This is a genomic window from Methylobacillus pratensis, assembly GCF_054072455.1.
In genome coordinates, this window is record NZ_JBSUSR010000001.1 from 803,878 (window position 1) to 821,108 (window position 17,231).

General features: G+C 54.6%; 16 protein-coding genes. 8 read left to right on the forward strand and 8 right to left on the reverse strand.

Annotated features, from left to right (window positions below):
• Window positions 1–77: 77 nt before the first annotated feature.
• The 4 genes from dapB to ACW4YW_RS03660 all read right to left on the reverse strand — a co-directional run bounded on the left by dapB (window position 78) and on the right by ACW4YW_RS03660 (window position 4,784).
• Complete coding sequence (gene dapB / locus ACW4YW_RS03645; protein ID WP_457136312.1) at window positions 78–881, reverse strand: 4-hydroxy-tetrahydrodipicolinate reductase; 804 nt, start codon at window positions 879–881, stop codon at window positions 78–80.
• A gap of 179 nt (window positions 882–1,060) precedes the next feature.
• Window positions 1,061–1,756, reverse strand: coding sequence for an outer membrane protein assembly factor BamE (locus ACW4YW_RS03650; protein WP_457136313.1), 696 nt, complete (start codon window positions 1,754–1,756; stop codon window positions 1,061–1,063).
• 449 nt (window positions 1,757–2,205) lie between these two features.
• Window positions 2,206–3,864, reverse strand: a complete 1,659-nt coding sequence (recN, locus tag ACW4YW_RS03655; protein ID WP_457136314.1) for a DNA repair protein RecN — start codon at window positions 3,862–3,864, stop codon at window positions 2,206–2,208.
• A gap of 56 nt (window positions 3,865–3,920) precedes the next feature.
• Window positions 3,921–4,784, reverse strand: coding sequence for an NAD kinase (locus ACW4YW_RS03660; RefSeq protein WP_457136315.1), 864 nt, complete (start codon window positions 4,782–4,784; stop codon window positions 3,921–3,923).
• Window positions 4,785–4,958: 174 nt separating this feature from the next.
• Between ACW4YW_RS03660 and hrcA the strand changes: the two genes are divergently transcribed.
• The 8 genes from hrcA to ACW4YW_RS03700 all read left to right on the forward strand — a co-directional run bounded on the left by hrcA (window position 4,959) and on the right by ACW4YW_RS03700 (window position 13,603).
• Window positions 4,959–5,981, forward strand: coding sequence for a heat-inducible transcriptional repressor HrcA (hrcA, locus tag ACW4YW_RS03665; protein ID WP_457136316.1), 1,023 nt, complete (start codon window positions 4,959–4,961; stop codon window positions 5,979–5,981).
• A gap of 83 nt (window positions 5,982–6,064) precedes the next feature.
• Complete coding sequence (hemH, locus tag ACW4YW_RS03670) at window positions 6,065–7,099, forward strand: ferrochelatase (protein ID WP_457136317.1); 1,035 nt, start codon at window positions 6,065–6,067, stop codon at window positions 7,097–7,099.
• Between the two features lie 66 nt (window positions 7,100–7,165).
• Window positions 7,166–8,146 carry an ADP-glyceromanno-heptose 6-epimerase gene (gene rfaD / locus ACW4YW_RS03675; protein WP_407994338.1) on the forward strand — a complete coding sequence of 327 codons (981 nt, stop codon included), beginning with the start codon at window positions 7,166–7,168 and terminating at the stop codon, window positions 8,144–8,146.
• 19 nt (window positions 8,147–8,165) lie between these two features.
• On the forward strand, window positions 8,166–8,729 hold the full coding sequence (locus ACW4YW_RS03680) for a D-sedoheptulose 7-phosphate isomerase (RefSeq protein WP_457136318.1): 564 nt from the start codon (window positions 8,166–8,168) through the stop codon (window positions 8,727–8,729).
• A gap of 21 nt (window positions 8,730–8,750) precedes the next feature.
• Window positions 8,751–10,217 (forward strand): bifunctional D-glycero-beta-D-manno-heptose-7-phosphate kinase/D-glycero-beta-D-manno-heptose 1-phosphate adenylyltransferase HldE, encoded by a 1,467-nt coding sequence (hldE, locus tag ACW4YW_RS03685; RefSeq protein WP_457136319.1) that lies wholly within the window; start codon window positions 8,751–8,753, stop codon window positions 10,215–10,217.
• Entirely contained in the window at window positions 10,217–11,317 is a 1,101-nt protein-coding gene (gene waaF, locus ACW4YW_RS03690) for a lipopolysaccharide heptosyltransferase II (protein ID WP_457136320.1), read from the forward strand. The genes hldE and waaF overlap by 1 nt, the downstream gene beginning before the upstream one ends.
• Window positions 11,274–12,410 carry a glycosyltransferase gene (locus ACW4YW_RS03695; protein WP_457136321.1) on the forward strand — a complete coding sequence of 379 codons (1,137 nt, stop codon included), beginning with the start codon at window positions 11,274–11,276 and terminating at the stop codon, window positions 12,408–12,410. Before waaF ends, ACW4YW_RS03695 begins: the two co-directional genes overlap by 44 nt.
• Before the next feature lie 11 nt (window positions 12,411–12,421).
• A complete protein-coding gene (locus tag ACW4YW_RS03700) occupies window positions 12,422–13,603 on the forward strand; it encodes a hypothetical protein (RefSeq protein ID WP_457136322.1) in 1,182 nt (393 codons plus the stop codon).
• 3 nt (window positions 13,604–13,606) lie between these two features.
• On the opposite strand, the gene ACW4YW_RS03705 is transcribed toward ACW4YW_RS03700, so the two are convergent.
• The 4 genes from ACW4YW_RS03705 to ACW4YW_RS03720 all read right to left on the reverse strand — a co-directional run bounded on the left by ACW4YW_RS03705 (window position 13,607) and on the right by ACW4YW_RS03720 (window position 17,164).
• Window positions 13,607–14,668, reverse strand: coding sequence for a CgeB family protein (locus ACW4YW_RS03705; RefSeq protein ID WP_457136323.1), 1,062 nt, complete (start codon window positions 14,666–14,668; stop codon window positions 13,607–13,609).
• A 41-nt stretch (window positions 14,669–14,709) separates the two neighbouring features.
• The gene (locus ACW4YW_RS03710) at window positions 14,710–15,741 is read right to left on the reverse strand and encodes a glycosyltransferase (RefSeq protein WP_457136324.1); all 1,032 of its coding nucleotides are present in this window, start codon (window positions 15,739–15,741) and stop codon (window positions 14,710–14,712) included.
• Window positions 15,742–15,812: 71 nt separating this feature from the next.
• Window positions 15,813–16,502, reverse strand: coding sequence for a toluene tolerance protein (locus ACW4YW_RS03715; RefSeq protein WP_457136325.1), 690 nt, complete (start codon window positions 16,500–16,502; stop codon window positions 15,813–15,815).
• Entirely contained in the window at window positions 16,496–17,164 is a 669-nt protein-coding gene (locus tag ACW4YW_RS03720) for an HAD family hydrolase (protein WP_457136326.1), read from the reverse strand. The genes ACW4YW_RS03715 and ACW4YW_RS03720 overlap by 7 nt, the downstream gene beginning before the upstream one ends.
• Window positions 17,165–17,231: the final 67 nt, after the last annotated feature.

Sequence of the window (17,231 nt, forward strand, 5' to 3'; positions counted from 1 at the left end):
GCGGCATTGTCTTCAACGCGCGCCTTAAACAATTTTCACATCACGGTCATTGCGCATGACCGTCTAGCACCAATCGATTATTTTTTCAGCCCAAGCACATCCTGCATGTCGTACAGCCCCGTCTTACGGTCAGCGAGGAACTTCGCAGCCCTCAGCGCCCCGAGCGCGAAAGTGGCGCGGCTGGATGCCTTGTGCGTCAGTTCCACGCGCTCGCCGATACCGGCGAACAGCACGGTGTGATCCCCCACCACGTCGCCGCCGCGCACAGTGGCAAAACCGATAGTATTAGGATCGCGCTCGCCGGTCACGCCCTGACGGCCATAGATTGCAGCCTCATCCAAGTTGCGGCCCAATGCCTCGGCGGCCGCTTCGCCCAGGCGCAACGCCGTGCCGGAAGGCGCATCCACCTTGAAGCGGTGGTGCGCCTCGATGATTTCCACATCGTAGCCCTGGTCCAGCACCTTGGCCGCGGCCTGCACCAGGTTGATCAGCAATGTCACGCCCACGCTCATGTTCGGCGCAAACACAATGGCCACATCGTGCGCCGCACGCTCGATTTGCTGCTTTTGCTCGTTACTGAAGCCAGTGGTGCCAATCACCAGCTTTACACCTGCCTGGCGACAGGCTTCGAGGTATTCCAGGCTGGGTTCCGGACGGGTGAAATCCACCAGTACGTCCGCACCCTGGATTGCTACGGCAATATCAGCGGTGATCTTGACGCCGGTCTCGCGTCCGAACTGCTCGCCGGCATCGCGTCCAACCTGCGGACTATCCGCACGATCGAGCGCGCCATGCAATTTCAGCCCTTCATCCTCAAACACTCCTTCGAGCAGGGCATGCCCCATGCGGCCGGAACAACCGGCAATGACGATTTTTTGCATTTTCAAACCATATTCATTGATTGATTAAGAGTGGCTAACAAAACTCAGCGAAGCGATCCTGACTAGGCGCTCTGACGCAGACAGTACAAGCAGTACGACAAGGTAGAGCAACAACGTCAGGAGAGTTTTGTTAGTTACTCTAAACTGCCACGCAAGCTTAAGTGAGCTATCCCGCAAACCTAGAAGCCGATCTTTTCCAGCATGCGTTCGAAGTAGCCGGGCTCATCCTCAGATGGCAAGTCGTCATCATCCTCTTCCTCATCCGCATCAACGGTTGGCTGGGTTGCCGCAGCTGCACCGGCGACAGGTTGCACTGCGGGCTTGGCCGCAGGCTTTGCTGGCGCCGGCTGGGTAGCGGACTGAGGTGTCGACGGCTGGACTGTAGCTGGAGCAGCTGCAGGCGCAACGCCGGGAGCTGCCAGCTCCGGCACAACCTTTCTCGGCGCAACAGGGTCTTCCTGCACGACCGGGGCGGTCGGCTTCATGTCGTAATATTCGGCTCCGCTGCGCTGCTCGTCATCACTCTTCCAGAATTTCAGGCGATCGAGCATACCTTTCTTTTCCGGCGCCTTCGGCTCTACCACGATGGGTGCGGCAGGCGTTGCCGCCGTCACCGCGGTATCTTCCGGCGAGGCGGGAACGACATCGCCGCGCACACGCTTCAAGGCATCGTTCTCGAACTCCATGATGACGCGGCGCTGCTCTATGACTTTGCCGCCCTTGCGCATCTGGTAGAAATAATCCCAGCGGTCGCGGTGGAAGCTATCCTGGATCAATGGCGAACCCATGATGAAGCGCACCTGCGACTTGGTCATGCCAGGCCGCAATTGCAACATCATCTTCGATGTCACGACATTGCCTTGCTGGATGTCCATCTTGTAAGGCTTGAAGGAAGGCAGTGCAGAGCTGCAGGCTGCGCACAGCAGCGCAGCTAAAAGAATTATATGACGCATCACACCACGACTTTGGCAAGAAATGGCGTAATATACCACGACATCAAAGCCGGTTTTCAGGCATATTGCCGCCATTCCAGATTTTTACATGCCCGGCCGGCTCAGAACCTGTTCAAAGTCTTTTTATAGGATACGTTGAATCGGCAAGGCAGCTGAAGCAAGGCGCAAACCGCAGACGTGCTCATTGCCCGGCGAGGATTTGCAACGCAGCAGCGGCTGCCTTGCCGGTTCAACCCGCAGGGCATGAGTTGAAAACGCGCCCGTTCTGCGTTGCAGTCCTTGGCAAGGCAATGAGCATTACCTGCGGACTGCGTCTTGACCGGACGCGTTTTCAAGTCATGCGTACCGATAAAAAGACTTTGAACAGGTTCTTAATCACTGGCAGCCAACATCTCGCTCGCGTGCTGCAACGTCGTCTCGGTGATCTCCACCCCGCCCAGCATGCGCGCCACCTCGTCGACGCGTTGCGCATGCGTCAGCGCCTCGATCCGGCTCAGAGTCTGGCCATCCTGCAAATGCTTGCTCACACGCAGATGCTGAGCGCCCTGCGCCGCCACCTGCGGCAAATGGGTAATCACCAGCACCTGCCGCTGGCTGCCCAATGTCTTGAGCAGTTGCCCGACCACTTCGGCCACGCTGCCGCCGATGCCGACATCCACCTCGTCAAAAATCATGGTCGGCGTATCGCCCTGCTGCGCCGTGACGACGCGAATCGCCAGGCTGATACGCGACAGCTCGCCGCCCGAAGCCACCTTGGATAAAGGGCGCGGCGCCACGCCGGCATGGCCGGCCACCAGGAACTCGACTTGTTCGTTCCCTGTCGCTGCGGGCTCCTGCGCATTGAGCGCCACGGCAAACTTGCCACCGCTCAATGAAAGCCGCTGCATTTCGGCGCTGATCTTGTCGCCGAGGCTTAGCGCTGCCTGCTGGCGCGCGGCACTCAAGCGCTGCGCCAACGCGTCATAGCCGGCGCGCGCATGTTCTTCCTCTTGGTGTAACTGGCCGTTGTCGTTCGCGGACTCAAGCTCCGCCATGCGCGCTTGCCAGGATTCGAGCAACCCAGGCAGCTCTTCCGGCCGCGACCTGTATTTGCGCGCTGCGGCATGCAAGGCCTGGATACGGCTTTCAACCTCGTTCAGGCGCTCGGGGTCTAGGTCCGCACGCTGCAAGTACCGATTGAGGAAACGGTCGGTTTCCTCCAGCTGGATCACGGCGCCTTCCAGGGTGTCCAGCGCCTCCTGCAATCCGCTGTCGTACGCCACCAGCTCCTGTAGTTTGTGCTGCACGCTGCTCAACTGCCTGATCGCGGCCAGTTCACCCTCGCTCAACAATTCACGGCAAGCCTCACCGCCGGTCAATATGCTGGCACCGTGGGCGAGGCGCACATGCTCCTGCTGCAATGGTTCCCACTCCTCGGCGGAGGGCGCCAGCGCAGCCAGCTCGCGCACCTGGTCACGCAACTCGGCCAGCTCTGCGGCATAGGCTTCGGCATTCTTCTCGGCATCCACCCGCTTGCGGTACAGCACCTGCCAGGCCTGGTAGGCGCTGGCGACATCCGCCGCCTGGCTTTGCAAGCCGCCATAGGCGTCCAGCACCTGCCGCTGCGTGCCGGCTTTGAGCAAGGCATGATGGGCGTGCTGGCTATAGATATCGACCAGGAACTCGCCTATGTCACGCAATTGCTGGATGGTCGCAGGCGAGCCGTTGATAAAGGCACGCGAGCGCCCGTCGGCATAGATGACGCGGCGCAGCAACAGTTGCGCATCATCCGCGTCGATCTCATTTTCACTCAGCCACGCCTGCAAATCCGGCAGGGTTGCGATATCGAACACCGCATTGATCTCGGCCTTTTCCGCTCCGGCACGCGTGATGCCGCCCTCCCCGCGCGCGCCCAGCACCAGCGACAGCGCATCGATCAGGATGGACTTCCCGGCGCCGGTTTCACCGGTCAATACGGTAAAGCCGGGGCTGAACTCAAGCTCGAGCTTGTCGACGATGACGAAATCACGGATCGAGAGTGTTTGCAGCATCTAGGGCCTGTTCCCTCTGTCTTGGCAATGCGGATATGAATTTTCTGTGAGCATGCCTATCCCCAATGCAACTTTTCACGCAAGACGTCGAAATGGTTATGCCCAGGCGGATGCAGCAATGTTATGGTGTTTTTCGCGCGCTTGACCTGCACATGGTCGCCGGGCTGCAACGCCATCTTCATTTGCCCGTCCAGGTGCACGCTGGCATCCTCGGCGTGCACGACCTGGATCACCACGTCGCTGGCGCTGCTGATCGCAATCGGACGGTTGCTCAGTGTATGTGGACAAATAGGGACCAGGGCGATCGCATCGAGCGTGGGATACAGGATGGGCCCGCCAGCGGATAATGAATAAGCCGTCGTCCCGGTGGGGGTCGCGACGATCAAGCCATCCGAGCGCTGCTTTTGCACGAAGTGCCCGTCGATATGGATTTCCAGCTCGATCAGGCGCGCCAGGCCGTTCTTGTTCACGACCACGTCGTTCAAGGCGTATCCCTGCCCGACCGTTGTGCCTTCGCGCACGATGCACGCCTCGAGCAGGATGCGCTGCTCGGTATCGAACACGCCGTCCAGGATCGCGGCCACGCTTTCCAGCATATGGTCCGAATTGATATCGGTCAGGAAGCCGAAACGGCCGCGATTGACGCCCACCAGCGGAATCTTGTAATCCACCAGCGCCCGCGCCACCGTCAGCATGGTGCCGTCGCCGCCCAGCACGATCGCCAAATCGGCATAAGCGCCTATGGCGTTCATCTGCAGCGTGGTATAGCCCTTGATGCTGGAGTGCTGCGCCGTTTTTTCCTCGATGAACACGCCGATATGGCGTTCCCCGAGGAAACGCGCCAAGGCAAGTATCTGCTCCCGGGTTTCCGGGTTCATGTACTTGCCGATCAATGCCACAGTCTGGAACGCACTTTTCATGGCTGGCATTAAATCATAGAAGATTGACGCGTAAAACCCTTGCCGCATGTCAAATCCATCATCGAGATCAAGAATAGATTGCGCGAGACCGGCCTGTATCGGATAATTTTTTTATTCATTGAAGCCTATCAATATGCATTGAATTAGCAATGTCACATCCTCATCTATAAGAATATGCTAGACAAACGCGCCCAGATATTGCTGAAGACCCTGATAGAACACTACATTAGTGACGGTCAGCCCGTGGGCTCGCGCACGTTGTCGCTGGCCTCCGGGCTTGACCTCAGCCCTGCCTCGATCCGCAATATCATGTCCGAGCTCGAGGACCATGGCTTTATCGCCAGCCCGCACACGTCGGCGGGCCGCATTCCCACCCAGCGCGGCTACCGCCTGTTCGTGGACACCCTGCTCACCGTGCAGCCTTTGCAGAATCAGGAAATCCGCAAGCTGGAGCATGTGCTGTCGTCCCCGGACCCGCAGGAACTCATCAACTCTGCCGCGGAGCTCCTGTCCAGCCTGACGCACTTTGCCGGCCTGGTCCTGATCCCCAAGCGCCAGAGCATTGCATTCCGGCACCTGGAATTCCTGCCCTTATCGGAAAAGCGCATCCTGGTCATCATCGTCACGACGGACGGCACAGTACAGAACCGCATCATCCTCGCAGACAAGCCGTATAGCGCGGCAGACCTCACGCAGGCGAGCAACTTCTTCAACCAGAACTATGCCGGCAATACCCTGGACGAGGTCAAGCAAAAGCTGCATGAGGAACTGAAGCAGATGCAGTCCGACATGACGCGCCTCATGGCTGCGGCGCTGGAGGCCAGCAGCAAGACCGCGGACAACAACAAGGACGGCGTCGTCATTGCGGGGGAGCGCAACCTGCTGAATGTGCAGGACCTTTCCACCAATGTCAGCTCCCTGCGCAAACTGTTCGAGATGTTCGAGCGCCGCACCTCGCTCATGCAACTGCTGGACCATAGCCAGAAAGCCAGCGGGGTGCAGATTTTCATCGGCGGGGAATCGGGCTACCTGCCGCTGGATGAATGCAGCATGGTGACGGCACCTTATGAAACCAATGGGCAAACCATCGGCACGCTGGGCGTGATCGGCCCGACGCGCATGGCTTACGAGCGTGTGATCCCCATCGTGGACATCACGGCGAAACTACTGTCGAATGCATTGTCCAACAACCACTGAACCACGCCAGATAGGCCTGCAGCATTTCAACGGCTAGCCAGTCTACGTCCGTGGCAAGCTGTGACCCAACAAGAGGAACGTGCATGTCTTTTTACCTGAAAGAGCCGAACATCCCCGCCCAGGAGCCTGAGCGCACCGGCATCCTGGTCATGAACCTGGGTACCCCGGAGGCGCCTACCGCCAAGGCCCTGCGCCCCTATCTGCGGCAGTTCCTCAGCGACCGCCGCGTCATCGAGATTCCCCGCCTCATCTGGTGGTTCATCCTCAACGGCGTCATTCTGGTACTGCGCCCGCGGCAATCCGCGCACAAATATGCCACGATCTGGGACAAGGACGGCTCGCCCTTGATGGTGAACAGCCAGAAGCAGGCCAGGCTGCTGGAAGGCTACCTGCACGAACAGGTGGCCTCGCCTTACGCCGTGGAACTAGGCATGCGCTACGGCCATCCGTCGGTGCAGTCCGCCATCGAGAAACTCAAGGCAAAAAACTGCAACCGCATCCTGCTGTTCCCGCTCTACCCGCAATATGCCGCAAGCAGCAGCGCTTCTGCGCTTGACGAGGCGATGCGCACGCTGATCCGCACCCGCAACATGCCGGAAATCCGCACCATACGCGACTATCATACGCACCCGGCCTATATCCATGCAGTGGCGGAAAGCATCCGCCTCCATTGGCAACAGCACGGCAAGCCCGACAAGCTGGTCATGAGCTTCCACGGCGTGCCGCGCCGCACCTACGACCTGGGCGACCCCTATTACGACCAATGCCAGGCCAGCGGCAAATTGATCGCCCAGGCGCTGGACCTGACGGAAGACCAGTACCTGATTGCATTCCAGTCGCGATTTGGCGCTGCGGAATGGTTGCAGCCCTACTTCGCTCCCTCGATCGAGGCGCTGGGCAAACAAAAACTGCGCCGCGTGGACGTGGTATGCCCGGGCTTTTCCAGCGACTGCCTGGAAACCCTGGAGGAGATTGCCATGGAAGGCAAAACCCTGTTCCTTGAAGGTGGCGGCGGCGAATACCACTACATTCCTGCCCTCAACGACAGGGACACCTGGATAAAAGCCATGCGTGAAATCGCCCTCGACAACCTGCAGGGCTGGGTGACGCTGCGTTAATCTTGAAGCCCAAGAAGGAATAGGCTTTTGCTATACTCTCGAATTAGCTAGAAACGGATTCAAACAATGATAGTCATCACTGGCGGCGCAGGCATGATAGGCAGCATGATGGCCTGGCACCTCAATACCGTGCTGCAACGCGACGATATTGTGATCGTGGACCGCATCGCGCATCCCGAGCAATGGCAAAACCTGTGCCATCGCCGTTATGCCAACTACCTGGACAAGGACGAGCTGCTTGGCTGGCTGCCCAAGATCGGCGAAATAGACGCCATTATCCATATGGGCGCCATCAGCGCCACGACGGAACGCGACTTCAACAAGCTGGTACAGGACAATATCCGCTACAGCCAACTGCTGTGGGGCTGGTGTGCAGAAAATGAAGTGCCGTTCCTCTACGCAAGCTCCGCCGCCACCTATGGCGGAGGCGAGTTCGGCTATGACGACGAGGAGTCGGCGATCGACCAGTTACGGCCGCTCAACGGCTACGGCTATTCCAAGCAGTTTTTCGACCAATGGGCCCTGCGCCAATCCAGCGAAGGGCTGGCAACCCCGCCGCAATGGTGCGGATTCAAGTTCTTCAATGTCTATGGCCCGAATGAATACCACAAGGAACGCATGGCCAGCGTCGCCTTCCACACCTTCAACCAGTTCCGCGAGCAAGGCCATGTCAAGCTGTTCAAGAGCCACAAGCCTGGCTTTGAGGATGGCATGCAATTGCGCGACTTCGTCTACGTGAAGGACGCCGTGGCCGTGATGGCGCATTTCCTCGAGCAACCGCAGCATTCCGGTCTGTTCAACATCGGCACGGGCGAAGCACGCGCATTCAAGGACCTGGCCACCGCCGTCATGACCAGCATGGGCCGCGAACCCAGCATTGAATACATCGACATGCCGCAAGACCTCATGGGCAAGTACCAATATTTCACAGAGGCCAATATCAGCAAGTTGCGCAATACAGGCTACACCGCCCCGTTCCACACGCTGGAGCAAGGTGTGCAGGATTATGTCCAGCAATACCTCATGCAAGCCGACCCTTATTGCTGAGCCTGGCCAGGAGAACACCATGAATGCTGTCGACACATTGAAACAAGCTTTCAGCGAACACCAGGCCGTCATTGCCGCGCTGGAGCCACTGCTCCCCAAAATCGCCGATGTGGCGCAAGCGATGCGCGCCTGCCTCGCCAGCGGCGGCAAGATATTGCTGTTCGGCAACGGCGGCAGCGCCGCCGACAGCCAGCATATCGCCGCTGAAATCGTCGGGCGCTACAAGAAAGAGCGCCGTGGATTGCCAGCCATCGCATTGACTACGGACACCTCCATCCTCACCTCGGTCGGCAACGACTATGGCTTCGACTTTATTTTCTCCCGCCAGGTGGAAGCGCTGTGCTTGCCCGCAGACCTGGTGATTGGCTTCTCCACCTCGGGCAATAGCCGCAATGTGGTGCTAGGCATAGAAAAGGCGCGCGAAATCGGCGCCGTCACCGTGGCCATGACGGGCGGCAGCGGCGGCCAGCTCGCGAGCCTCTGCGACCATGTGCTGACCATGCCCACCAGCGACACCCCCCGCATCCAGGAAGCCCATATTCTGATCGGGCATAGCCTGTGCGACCTGGTGGAAGCTGACTAACAATTCAACAACATTACCCATATGCGCGAGTTCTTCCTCAATACCATTCAGCATCGCTTCGGACATGATCCGGTGTGGATACTGGTTATCGGCGACCTGATGCTGGACCGCTACCTGTTCGGCGATGTGCAGCGCATCTCGCCGGAAGCGCCGGTGCCTGTCGTGTTGCTCAAGTCCCAGGACGAGCGTGCCGGGGGCGCGGCCAACGTGGCGGCCAACCTGGCCGGCCTCGGGATCAAGACCAGGATTGCGGGGGTGATTGGGCAGGATAACGAAGCACAGACCTTGCTCGGCTTGATGCGCGATATCGGCGCCGATGCGCAGCACGTCCATCGCAGCACGCTCAGGCCCACCATCACCAAGACCCGTATCCTTGGCGGCCACCAGCAAATGATGCGCCTGGACCAGGAGGATGCCGCCGCATTTTCAGAAGAAGAACAACTTGCCCTGCAAGCCGCCATCAGCACCGCGTTGGCAGACAGGCCGGCTGCCGTCATCCTTTCCGACTATGCCAAGGGAGTACTGAGCGAGACCTTGTGCCAATCGGTGATTGCACAGGCCACAGCCGCCAATATCCCGGTGCTGGTCGACCCCAAGGGGCGCGACTACAGCAAATACCAGGGCGCGACTGGCCTGACCCCTAACAAACGCGAAACCGCGGAAGCCTGCCATGTTGCCATGCATGACGACCAGGCATTGCTTGCTGCTGCAGAACAATTGCGCAGTGCGCTGAAACTGGACTTTCTCGCCGTCACCCGTGGAGAGGAAGGCATCACGGTCCTGGACCGCCAGGGCAGCGCGCATCTGGCTGCCACCGCTCGCCAAGTCTATGACGTTTCAGGCGCCGGCGACACCGTGATTGCCACGCTCACTGCTGGACTGGCCCACGAACTCCCCCTGCACGATGCGATCGAGCTCGCCAACATCGCGGCAGGCATCGTGGTGGGCAAGGTCGGTACGGTGCCGATCAATAAGGCAGAACTGGAACAGGAGCTGCAATCCCAGCAATCCGCAGCGCAGGCGGACAAAGTATGCAACCTGGATAGCCTGCTAGCGCGCGTGAAAACCTGGCGCAACCACGGTGAGCGCATCGTCTTTACCAATGGCTGCTTCGACCTGCTGCATGCCGGGCATGTGACCTACCTCGAGGCTGCACGCCACACCGGCGACCGCCTGGTGCTGGGCCTCAACACCGACCGCTCGGTAAGCGCCTTGAAAGGCCCGACCCGCCCGGTGATCCACGAGCAGGACAGGGCCCGCGTCCTTGCCGCGCTTGAATCCGTGGATGCCGTCATCCTGTTTGACGAGGACACACCGATTGATTTGATCAAGGCCATCCGCCCCGATGTCATCGTCAAGGGCAGCGACTACACGGAAGACCAGGTGGTAGGCGGCGCGGAAGTCAAATCCTGGGGCGGCAAGGTCGCATTGATCGATGTCGTGCCGGGCCGCAGCACCAGCAATATCATCCGGAAACTTGCTTCCTGATGGCCGAGGCTCGCCAGATGGCCAACATCCAGCAAGACAAAATCCTCATCATGGGCCCTTCCTGGGTCGGCGACATGGTGCTGGCGCAAAGCCTGTTCAAGACCCTCAAGCAGCAAAAACCGGACTGCATCATCGAAGTCGCAGCGCCGGCATGGACCCTGCCCTTGCTGGCGCGCATGCCGGAAGTCGATGCCTCCATCGCCCTGCCCTTCAAACACGGCCAATTGGCACTGAAGGAACGCATCCGCTTTGGCCGCAGCCTGAAGGATAGGCACTACACGCAATCCATCATGCTCACCAACTCCCTGAAATCGGCTATCCTGCCCGCTGCCAGTGGCATCAAGCGCCGCACCGGCTTCCTCGGTGAAATGCGCTACGGCCTGCTTAACGACATCCGTCTTCTCGACAAAACCAGGCTGCCAAGGACTGTGGACCGTTTTGTCGCCCTCGGCGGCAATGCAGATGCAGAGGCTCCAGCGACGATCCCCAACCCCAGCCTGGTGGCCAGCAAGGAAAATGCCCTGGCCTGCCTGGAGAGGCTGGACATCGATGTGCCGCAAGTCCCAGTGCTAGGTTTGTGCCCAGGGGCGGAGTACGGGGAAGCCAAGCGTTGGCCGATAGAATACTATGCAGAGGTCGCGCGCGCAGCATATGCCCATGGATGGCAAGTCTGGCTGTTCGGCTCCGAGAAGGATGTCCCGTTTACCGCAGAAATCAACCGCCTGAGCAACATGGTTTGCCTGGATCTGGGCGGAAGAACCAAACTAGGGGATGCGATCGACCTGATGTCGCTATGCGATGCCGTGGTCAGCAACGACTCCGGGCTCATGCACGTCGCGGCAGCGCTAGACAAGAAACTCGTCGCCATCTACGGTTCCTCCGATCCGCATCACACGCCGCCGATGAGCAGCAAGGCTGTCATCGAGTACCTCGGCCTGGAATGCAGCCCGTGTTTTCAGCGGGAATGTCCTCTTAGGCATTTAAATTGCTTAAAAAAAATTCCTTCACAAATCGTCATTTCAGAACTGTTATCTTCTGCATCAACCCTTCATAACAATGAACAAACGAATCAAAGTCCTGCAACTACAACCCGACTATAACGTCAAATCCAATGATGCTTCTGACCTTGCAGAGCAAATCATTAAAGGTCTGCCCACTAATCAATATGAAACTTTCTCAGGTTATTTGTCAGGAAAGCCAAGTGAAAATCAGCCGAACAGCATTGCTGAACATGTAAAGTATTTTGAATTACAGGAAACAGATGTTACTGGCTTGCGACTAAAAGCCTTAAGGAAGCTTTATAAATTTTGCAGGCACTATCAACCTGATATCGTCGTTTGCCATAGGTTCAAAGTTATTAGTTTGATGCTCCAGCTTAATAGGATCTTACGCATCCCTCTATGCATCGGCATTTCGCACAGTATGGATGAATACAAACGCAGATATCGGAGATTACAAGTCCAATTTCTTGCCGATAATCAATGGCGTTTTGTAGGAGTCTCAGAAACAGTTCGCCAGAAGCTAGTTTCATATCACTCAGGCTTTACATTAAAGAATACTTTAACAATTCAAAATGCTATTGACATTGACAAGGTCGCCGCACAACAACTAGACAAAAAAGAAGCCAGGAAACTTCTAGGATTACCTCAAAATGCAATCATCGTTGGCGCTCTTGGAAGATTGGTCGCGGTCAAGGGACATCGCTATCTAATTTCTGCTTTCGCTCAAATCAAAGACCAATTCCCCTCTGCCAGACTCGCCATTATTGGAGAGGGAAAAGAATCAGCTGCTTTACACTCTCTAATCTCAGATTTAAAAATAAAAAATCAAGTAGATATGCTGGGATGGCAAGATAATGCAGCTCAATATGCAAAAGCCTTTGATATTTGGACACTACCCTCTTTACAAGAAGGCCTCCCACTTGCACTAATGGAGGGCATGGCAGGACGTCTGCCTATTATTGCTTCTGATATACCTCAGTTACGTCATATTATCTTAGGGGCTGGAGGCATCGCTGTAGCCCCTCAAGATATAGATGGCCTTGCCCAGGCGTTGAGAATATATTTATCCATGGATGAATACACACTCAAGCAAAAAGGTGAACAAGCCTTCCAGTATTTGGTAGAACATCATGCTATTGAACAATACCGTACCCAATATCGCCTATTGTTCGATACCATAAGACGTGATTGAGGATAGTATTCATGAAATTTATTCAGTTTCTCCGCAGCCCCTCTTTTGCTATATTTGCTATCAGCACTTGGGTAATTAGCTTTCTACTAATCTCTAGCTCACAAGCCCATAATAATTTTGGCTATGTGCTCCTCTTTATCCCAACGCTGCTTACACTAGATTTTAGGGAAATAAAAGAGCTTTTCAATCATCCAGTTATTCAAGGTTTACTTGCCGTTATATTCACGCTCACATTGGCCGCGTATATAGGAGATGGTTCTCCATGGAAACAAATTAAGTTTGGATTAATCGTACTATTATTTTATCTTTCAGTAGCCAGATTACCATTCATTTCTAACCAAACAGCATACAAAGCTGCCTGGGGATTCCTTAGTCTGCTTATTTTGTATATCGTATTTAATGCAGCTTGGCAATATCACCAAGGCCAATGGCTTCTAGGTATGCGTATGTCAGAGCTGAATGCAAAATTGGAAAATGCAATTTATGTAACAAATACCATGGGAGGTATGTTAGCGATTATTACATTGATCGGCATGCAAACTAAACGATATGGGCCTGTCGTACTTGCAAACTTTCTCGTACTTTTTTTCTCGCTGATCATATTACAGACACGCAGTATTATAGGGATATGGCTGTTAATTTCCCTTTTAACGAGTTTATCGCTTTTTCGCGAACAACTTCTAAATCGGAAACTTCTTATCTATATTATGGGGGCTAGTATTATCATCGGCTTAGCCATTATAGGGTTATTCATATTCAGCTCTATTGGAGACAACCTTCTCGGACGTAAATTTTATCGATTTGAAATCTGGTCTGGATTTATTGCTGAAACATTGCAATGTGATCTATGGTTAGGCTGTGGACCTGAACACAAATTTATTTTCACCACACAGGACGATATGCCTATAGTTCACGCCCATAGTGCATTCATAACCCAATTTTACAAAGCTGGGATTATAGGATTCATTCCATTAATCGCCCTAACAATATGGACTGCTGTTAAAGGCATTCAGACCAGAGCGTGGGCAGCATGGTATTTTATGGCGGGAGCATTGGGATTGTGCTTTGATGGAAGCAGCTTAATACACAGCCCTAGCCAACGTTGGTTGGTATTTCATCTGCCACTAGCATTATTCGTTGCCCAGCAATTAAATCAAAAAAAATTAGCCTTAAACAACCAATTTGCAAAATAATTGTCAAATCTTTCTATCGACTATATGAAAGATTTCTTGTGCTCGAGCTTTCCAAGTAAACCGCTTAAGAAATGCTGCATGCCCTTGACTCGCGATAGCTTTTCTCTTGTCAGGATGATCAAGATAAAAACGTACTTTCTCCTGAAGCTCTATTGGACCAGTAAATGTCTCAATCTCCTCTCCAATATTGAATAACTCAGCAATTTCATCACAATAGTCAGTTAACAGAAAACAACCGGCCGCCAAAGCTTCAAAAATCCGCAGATTCACCCCTGTTCCAGCAGCATAATAAGGACCACGCGTGATATTCAGCACGATTTTAGAGCTCTGCAGTAACTTATATAGATCACTTCCCCAAACTGCATGATCGTCCACCCGCCCGATCAACGCCTTCGACATTAATGGATAATTCCGCTTCCATCGGTTGCCAAAAATGGAAACATGTTCACTGATACTTTCCAGTACTAATATCCTGCGCAGATCTCCGCTACCTACGAATAAAACATCATGCTTTTTATCTTCATCGGATTTGCTTGGCTCAGCAATAAAATTTGCACCAAATGGAACAAATTCAGCATCGAGACTCCTAGTTTTTTTGAAAAAGTCGGCGGTGACTTTCGAACACGAGAATATTTTCTTATATATCGGAAGCTCATGCTCTAGGAAAAAAATGAATTCCCGGCGCTTGGTGTAGAGATTGCAACTATCCGTATCATACAAATATAGCTCCACATTGTGCCGCTGTGCCAAAGCATGCAGAGCTGCCGGGTGAATGAATTTGTATATAAAACCGACGACCAAGAGAGTATCCGGCCTAGTTTCTTCTATTAATTTCTCGATTGCACCAAGCTTGCCTTTAGGTAAATGAAAAAAGGCATCGCCACTATTATCACGTGCACGATTTAGCAGTTTCGCGAAGGCGGATTTAGCGCCGTACCATACAATCTTTGGCATTTTCAACAGATCATAATAGGCAGTTTCAATGCCAATATTCTGAAAGGCCTGGCTTAAATCCTTGCCCAACGGCACGCCCGAGATACCATCGAGCATTAGAATCTTTTTCATGTCTTGTCTTTATACCCTTGAAAGCACTACCCTACGTCGTATTAGCTTGTCACTATTTCAAGCCGATGTATTAATTCAAAAAATCGTAGTCTTGCTGCCTCATCGGAAAAGATATTGGTCAATATTGCAGATGAGATCTGCCGTGGATATTGTTGGCAAGCTGCAACTGTTTCCACGATGGCATGCGACAAACTCGATGCGTCTCCAAGCGTAAATAAAGGTGCAAAACTCCCGACCACTTCTGCCCCGCCTCCACTATTGCTGCAGATAATGGGCAATTCTGCCGCCATCGCCTCAAGCAATACCATACCGAAAGGTTCATGATCCGAAGTCAAGACGAATAAATCAAATGCGCGAAAATATCGTCGCGCTTCTGGCACTTGGCCTGCAAAGCGGACTTTTCCGGCAATACCCAGCTCACTCGCCAATGCCTTCAGCTCCTGTTCCAGCGGGCCTTTACCCAGGATCAACAATAAGGTATTCGCAGGCAGCTCAGGCAGTGCCTGGGCGAAACCACGTAACAAGGTCGCTTGGTCCTTGTCCCGGTGCAAGCGGCCGACATTGGCGATTACGTAAGTATCGTCTTCCAATTCAAGAAGGCGGCGGGCTTCCTGCCTGGGCAACAGGGATTGCCTGACCGCGTCCACGTCAATGCGGTTATACAAAGTCTGAATCTGCTCGGCTGGCCAGTGTTTGAGGTGCTGGCGCATTTCGTCCCGCACGGAATTCGACACGCATAGCATCAATATACGCTTGCGGTAAAAATTGACGAGGATGCGGCGGGTGAACCGCCCATAGTCATTGTAGTTATGGTGTACGCTCACCACGGGCAGATCGGTAGCGAGCAATGCCACATAGGTCGGCTTGGCGCGATGGGCAATACAAAATGCGAAGTTCCGGCTTTTCACCAATTGCCGGATTTTGGCAATCGCCCCCAGTTTGAGCCCTTTTACTTGCTTGCTGCTATAACCAAGGAAAACCACCTCATCGGAAGCGCTGCCTCGCTCCACTTCGGGATCGGGTTCCCCAGTCAGGTAGACCGTCACCACCTTGTAGGGACTATCCTTGAACAAGGCAGCATATTGGCGGGCGCAATCGAGGAAAGGAGGATAATAGCTATGGCAGATATGCAGTACGTACATGTTCAAGCACCAGATAAAAACTTCAGCTTCTGCCTAAGTGCAGACACGGCTTTGGGCGACAATTGCGTCGCTGTGAAATAGCCATCCGCAAAAGCCTTGCGTTCAGCCATAGAGAGCGACATCCAATCATCCCGATAACGCTGCAGATGGCGGAAGTTGCGCGCGCGATGCCAATTGGTCAGGCTATGGTGATATACCTTGAGGTCGGCGATATCGATCAAGCCAAGCCTTCCTTCCGGCGTCTTGACGACATTACCGAAATGCAGCGAGCGGAAATAAATGCCATCCTCATGCAATTGCGCGACAAAGCGCCCCAAATTTTCCATGAGGGCATGATCCGTCAAGCCGGAGATATGCAATTGCCGCAATGTATGACCCAACAATGGCTGGTAGAGTACGGCGGTATCGGTGCTTTCCTCGAAATGGAACAATTGCACGATCTCGACCGTAGGAACGCCGAGCCGCTTGAGCCTATCCGCATTGCGACAGAAATGGCGTGCATAGGAGTACACGCGGGCCAAGGTAAAGGTGTGGCGCACGCGGAACACCTTGAGGATATTGCCATTCTCCATCTGCAGCACTTTGATGCCGCGCTCATCCTGCTCGAGCACCTTGGCATTCCGGCTTAATTGCGCGAAGTCTTCCGGGGTAAGCAGGTGACTACTGCGAATATTCAGGCGGGGAATCAGCATGTATGCGTTAACAAGGCGTTGATATCGGGCAATGTGGCAATATCCTGGCTGGCGCAATAAGCCTGCCAACCGGGAAAATCGGTCCATTTGTGCAGAAAGACGAAATCCAGACCGGCACGGCTCGACGACTCATGATCGTAGCGGCTATCGCCGATAAAAATCGCGGGCCGGCGGATATTATCGCGGCCGATTTCGCGCGCCATGATCTCGTCCTTGTTGTCAGGGCTGCCAAAAATGCCGCCGTCAAACAATGAAGACAGCTTACGCTCTGCAAAAATGGCACGCAACTCCTCCTGGTCCCCACCTGAAATCACCAGCCAATTGCTGGCTGCGGTTTTTTCACGCAGTGCCTGTATCCCAGGCGCAACTTCACAATTTGCCAGGCGCTCTCGCACCTCGCGGCCGAAATCCTGCAACAGGAATTCCACATCATCCTGAGCAAACGGTTTGTTCAGGATTTGCTTGAGAAAATACTCGAATTTGACGAAGCGGGAAATACCGCCCAGCTTGATATGGTAATCCACCAGCGCCTGCGCCTGCTGGTCGTCCGCGCCAAAGTTCTTGGCAGTGGCGTAATACGCCTCGATCTTGAGATGGTTGGAGTTGAGGATGACGCCATCGCAATCAAACACCCATGTGTGGTATTGCTCGAGATTCAGCATAGCGCGCCCTGAAGGTTGATGCCACTGGGAAGGCAAAACATGCCGGAAGTATGAAGAACACAGGCCC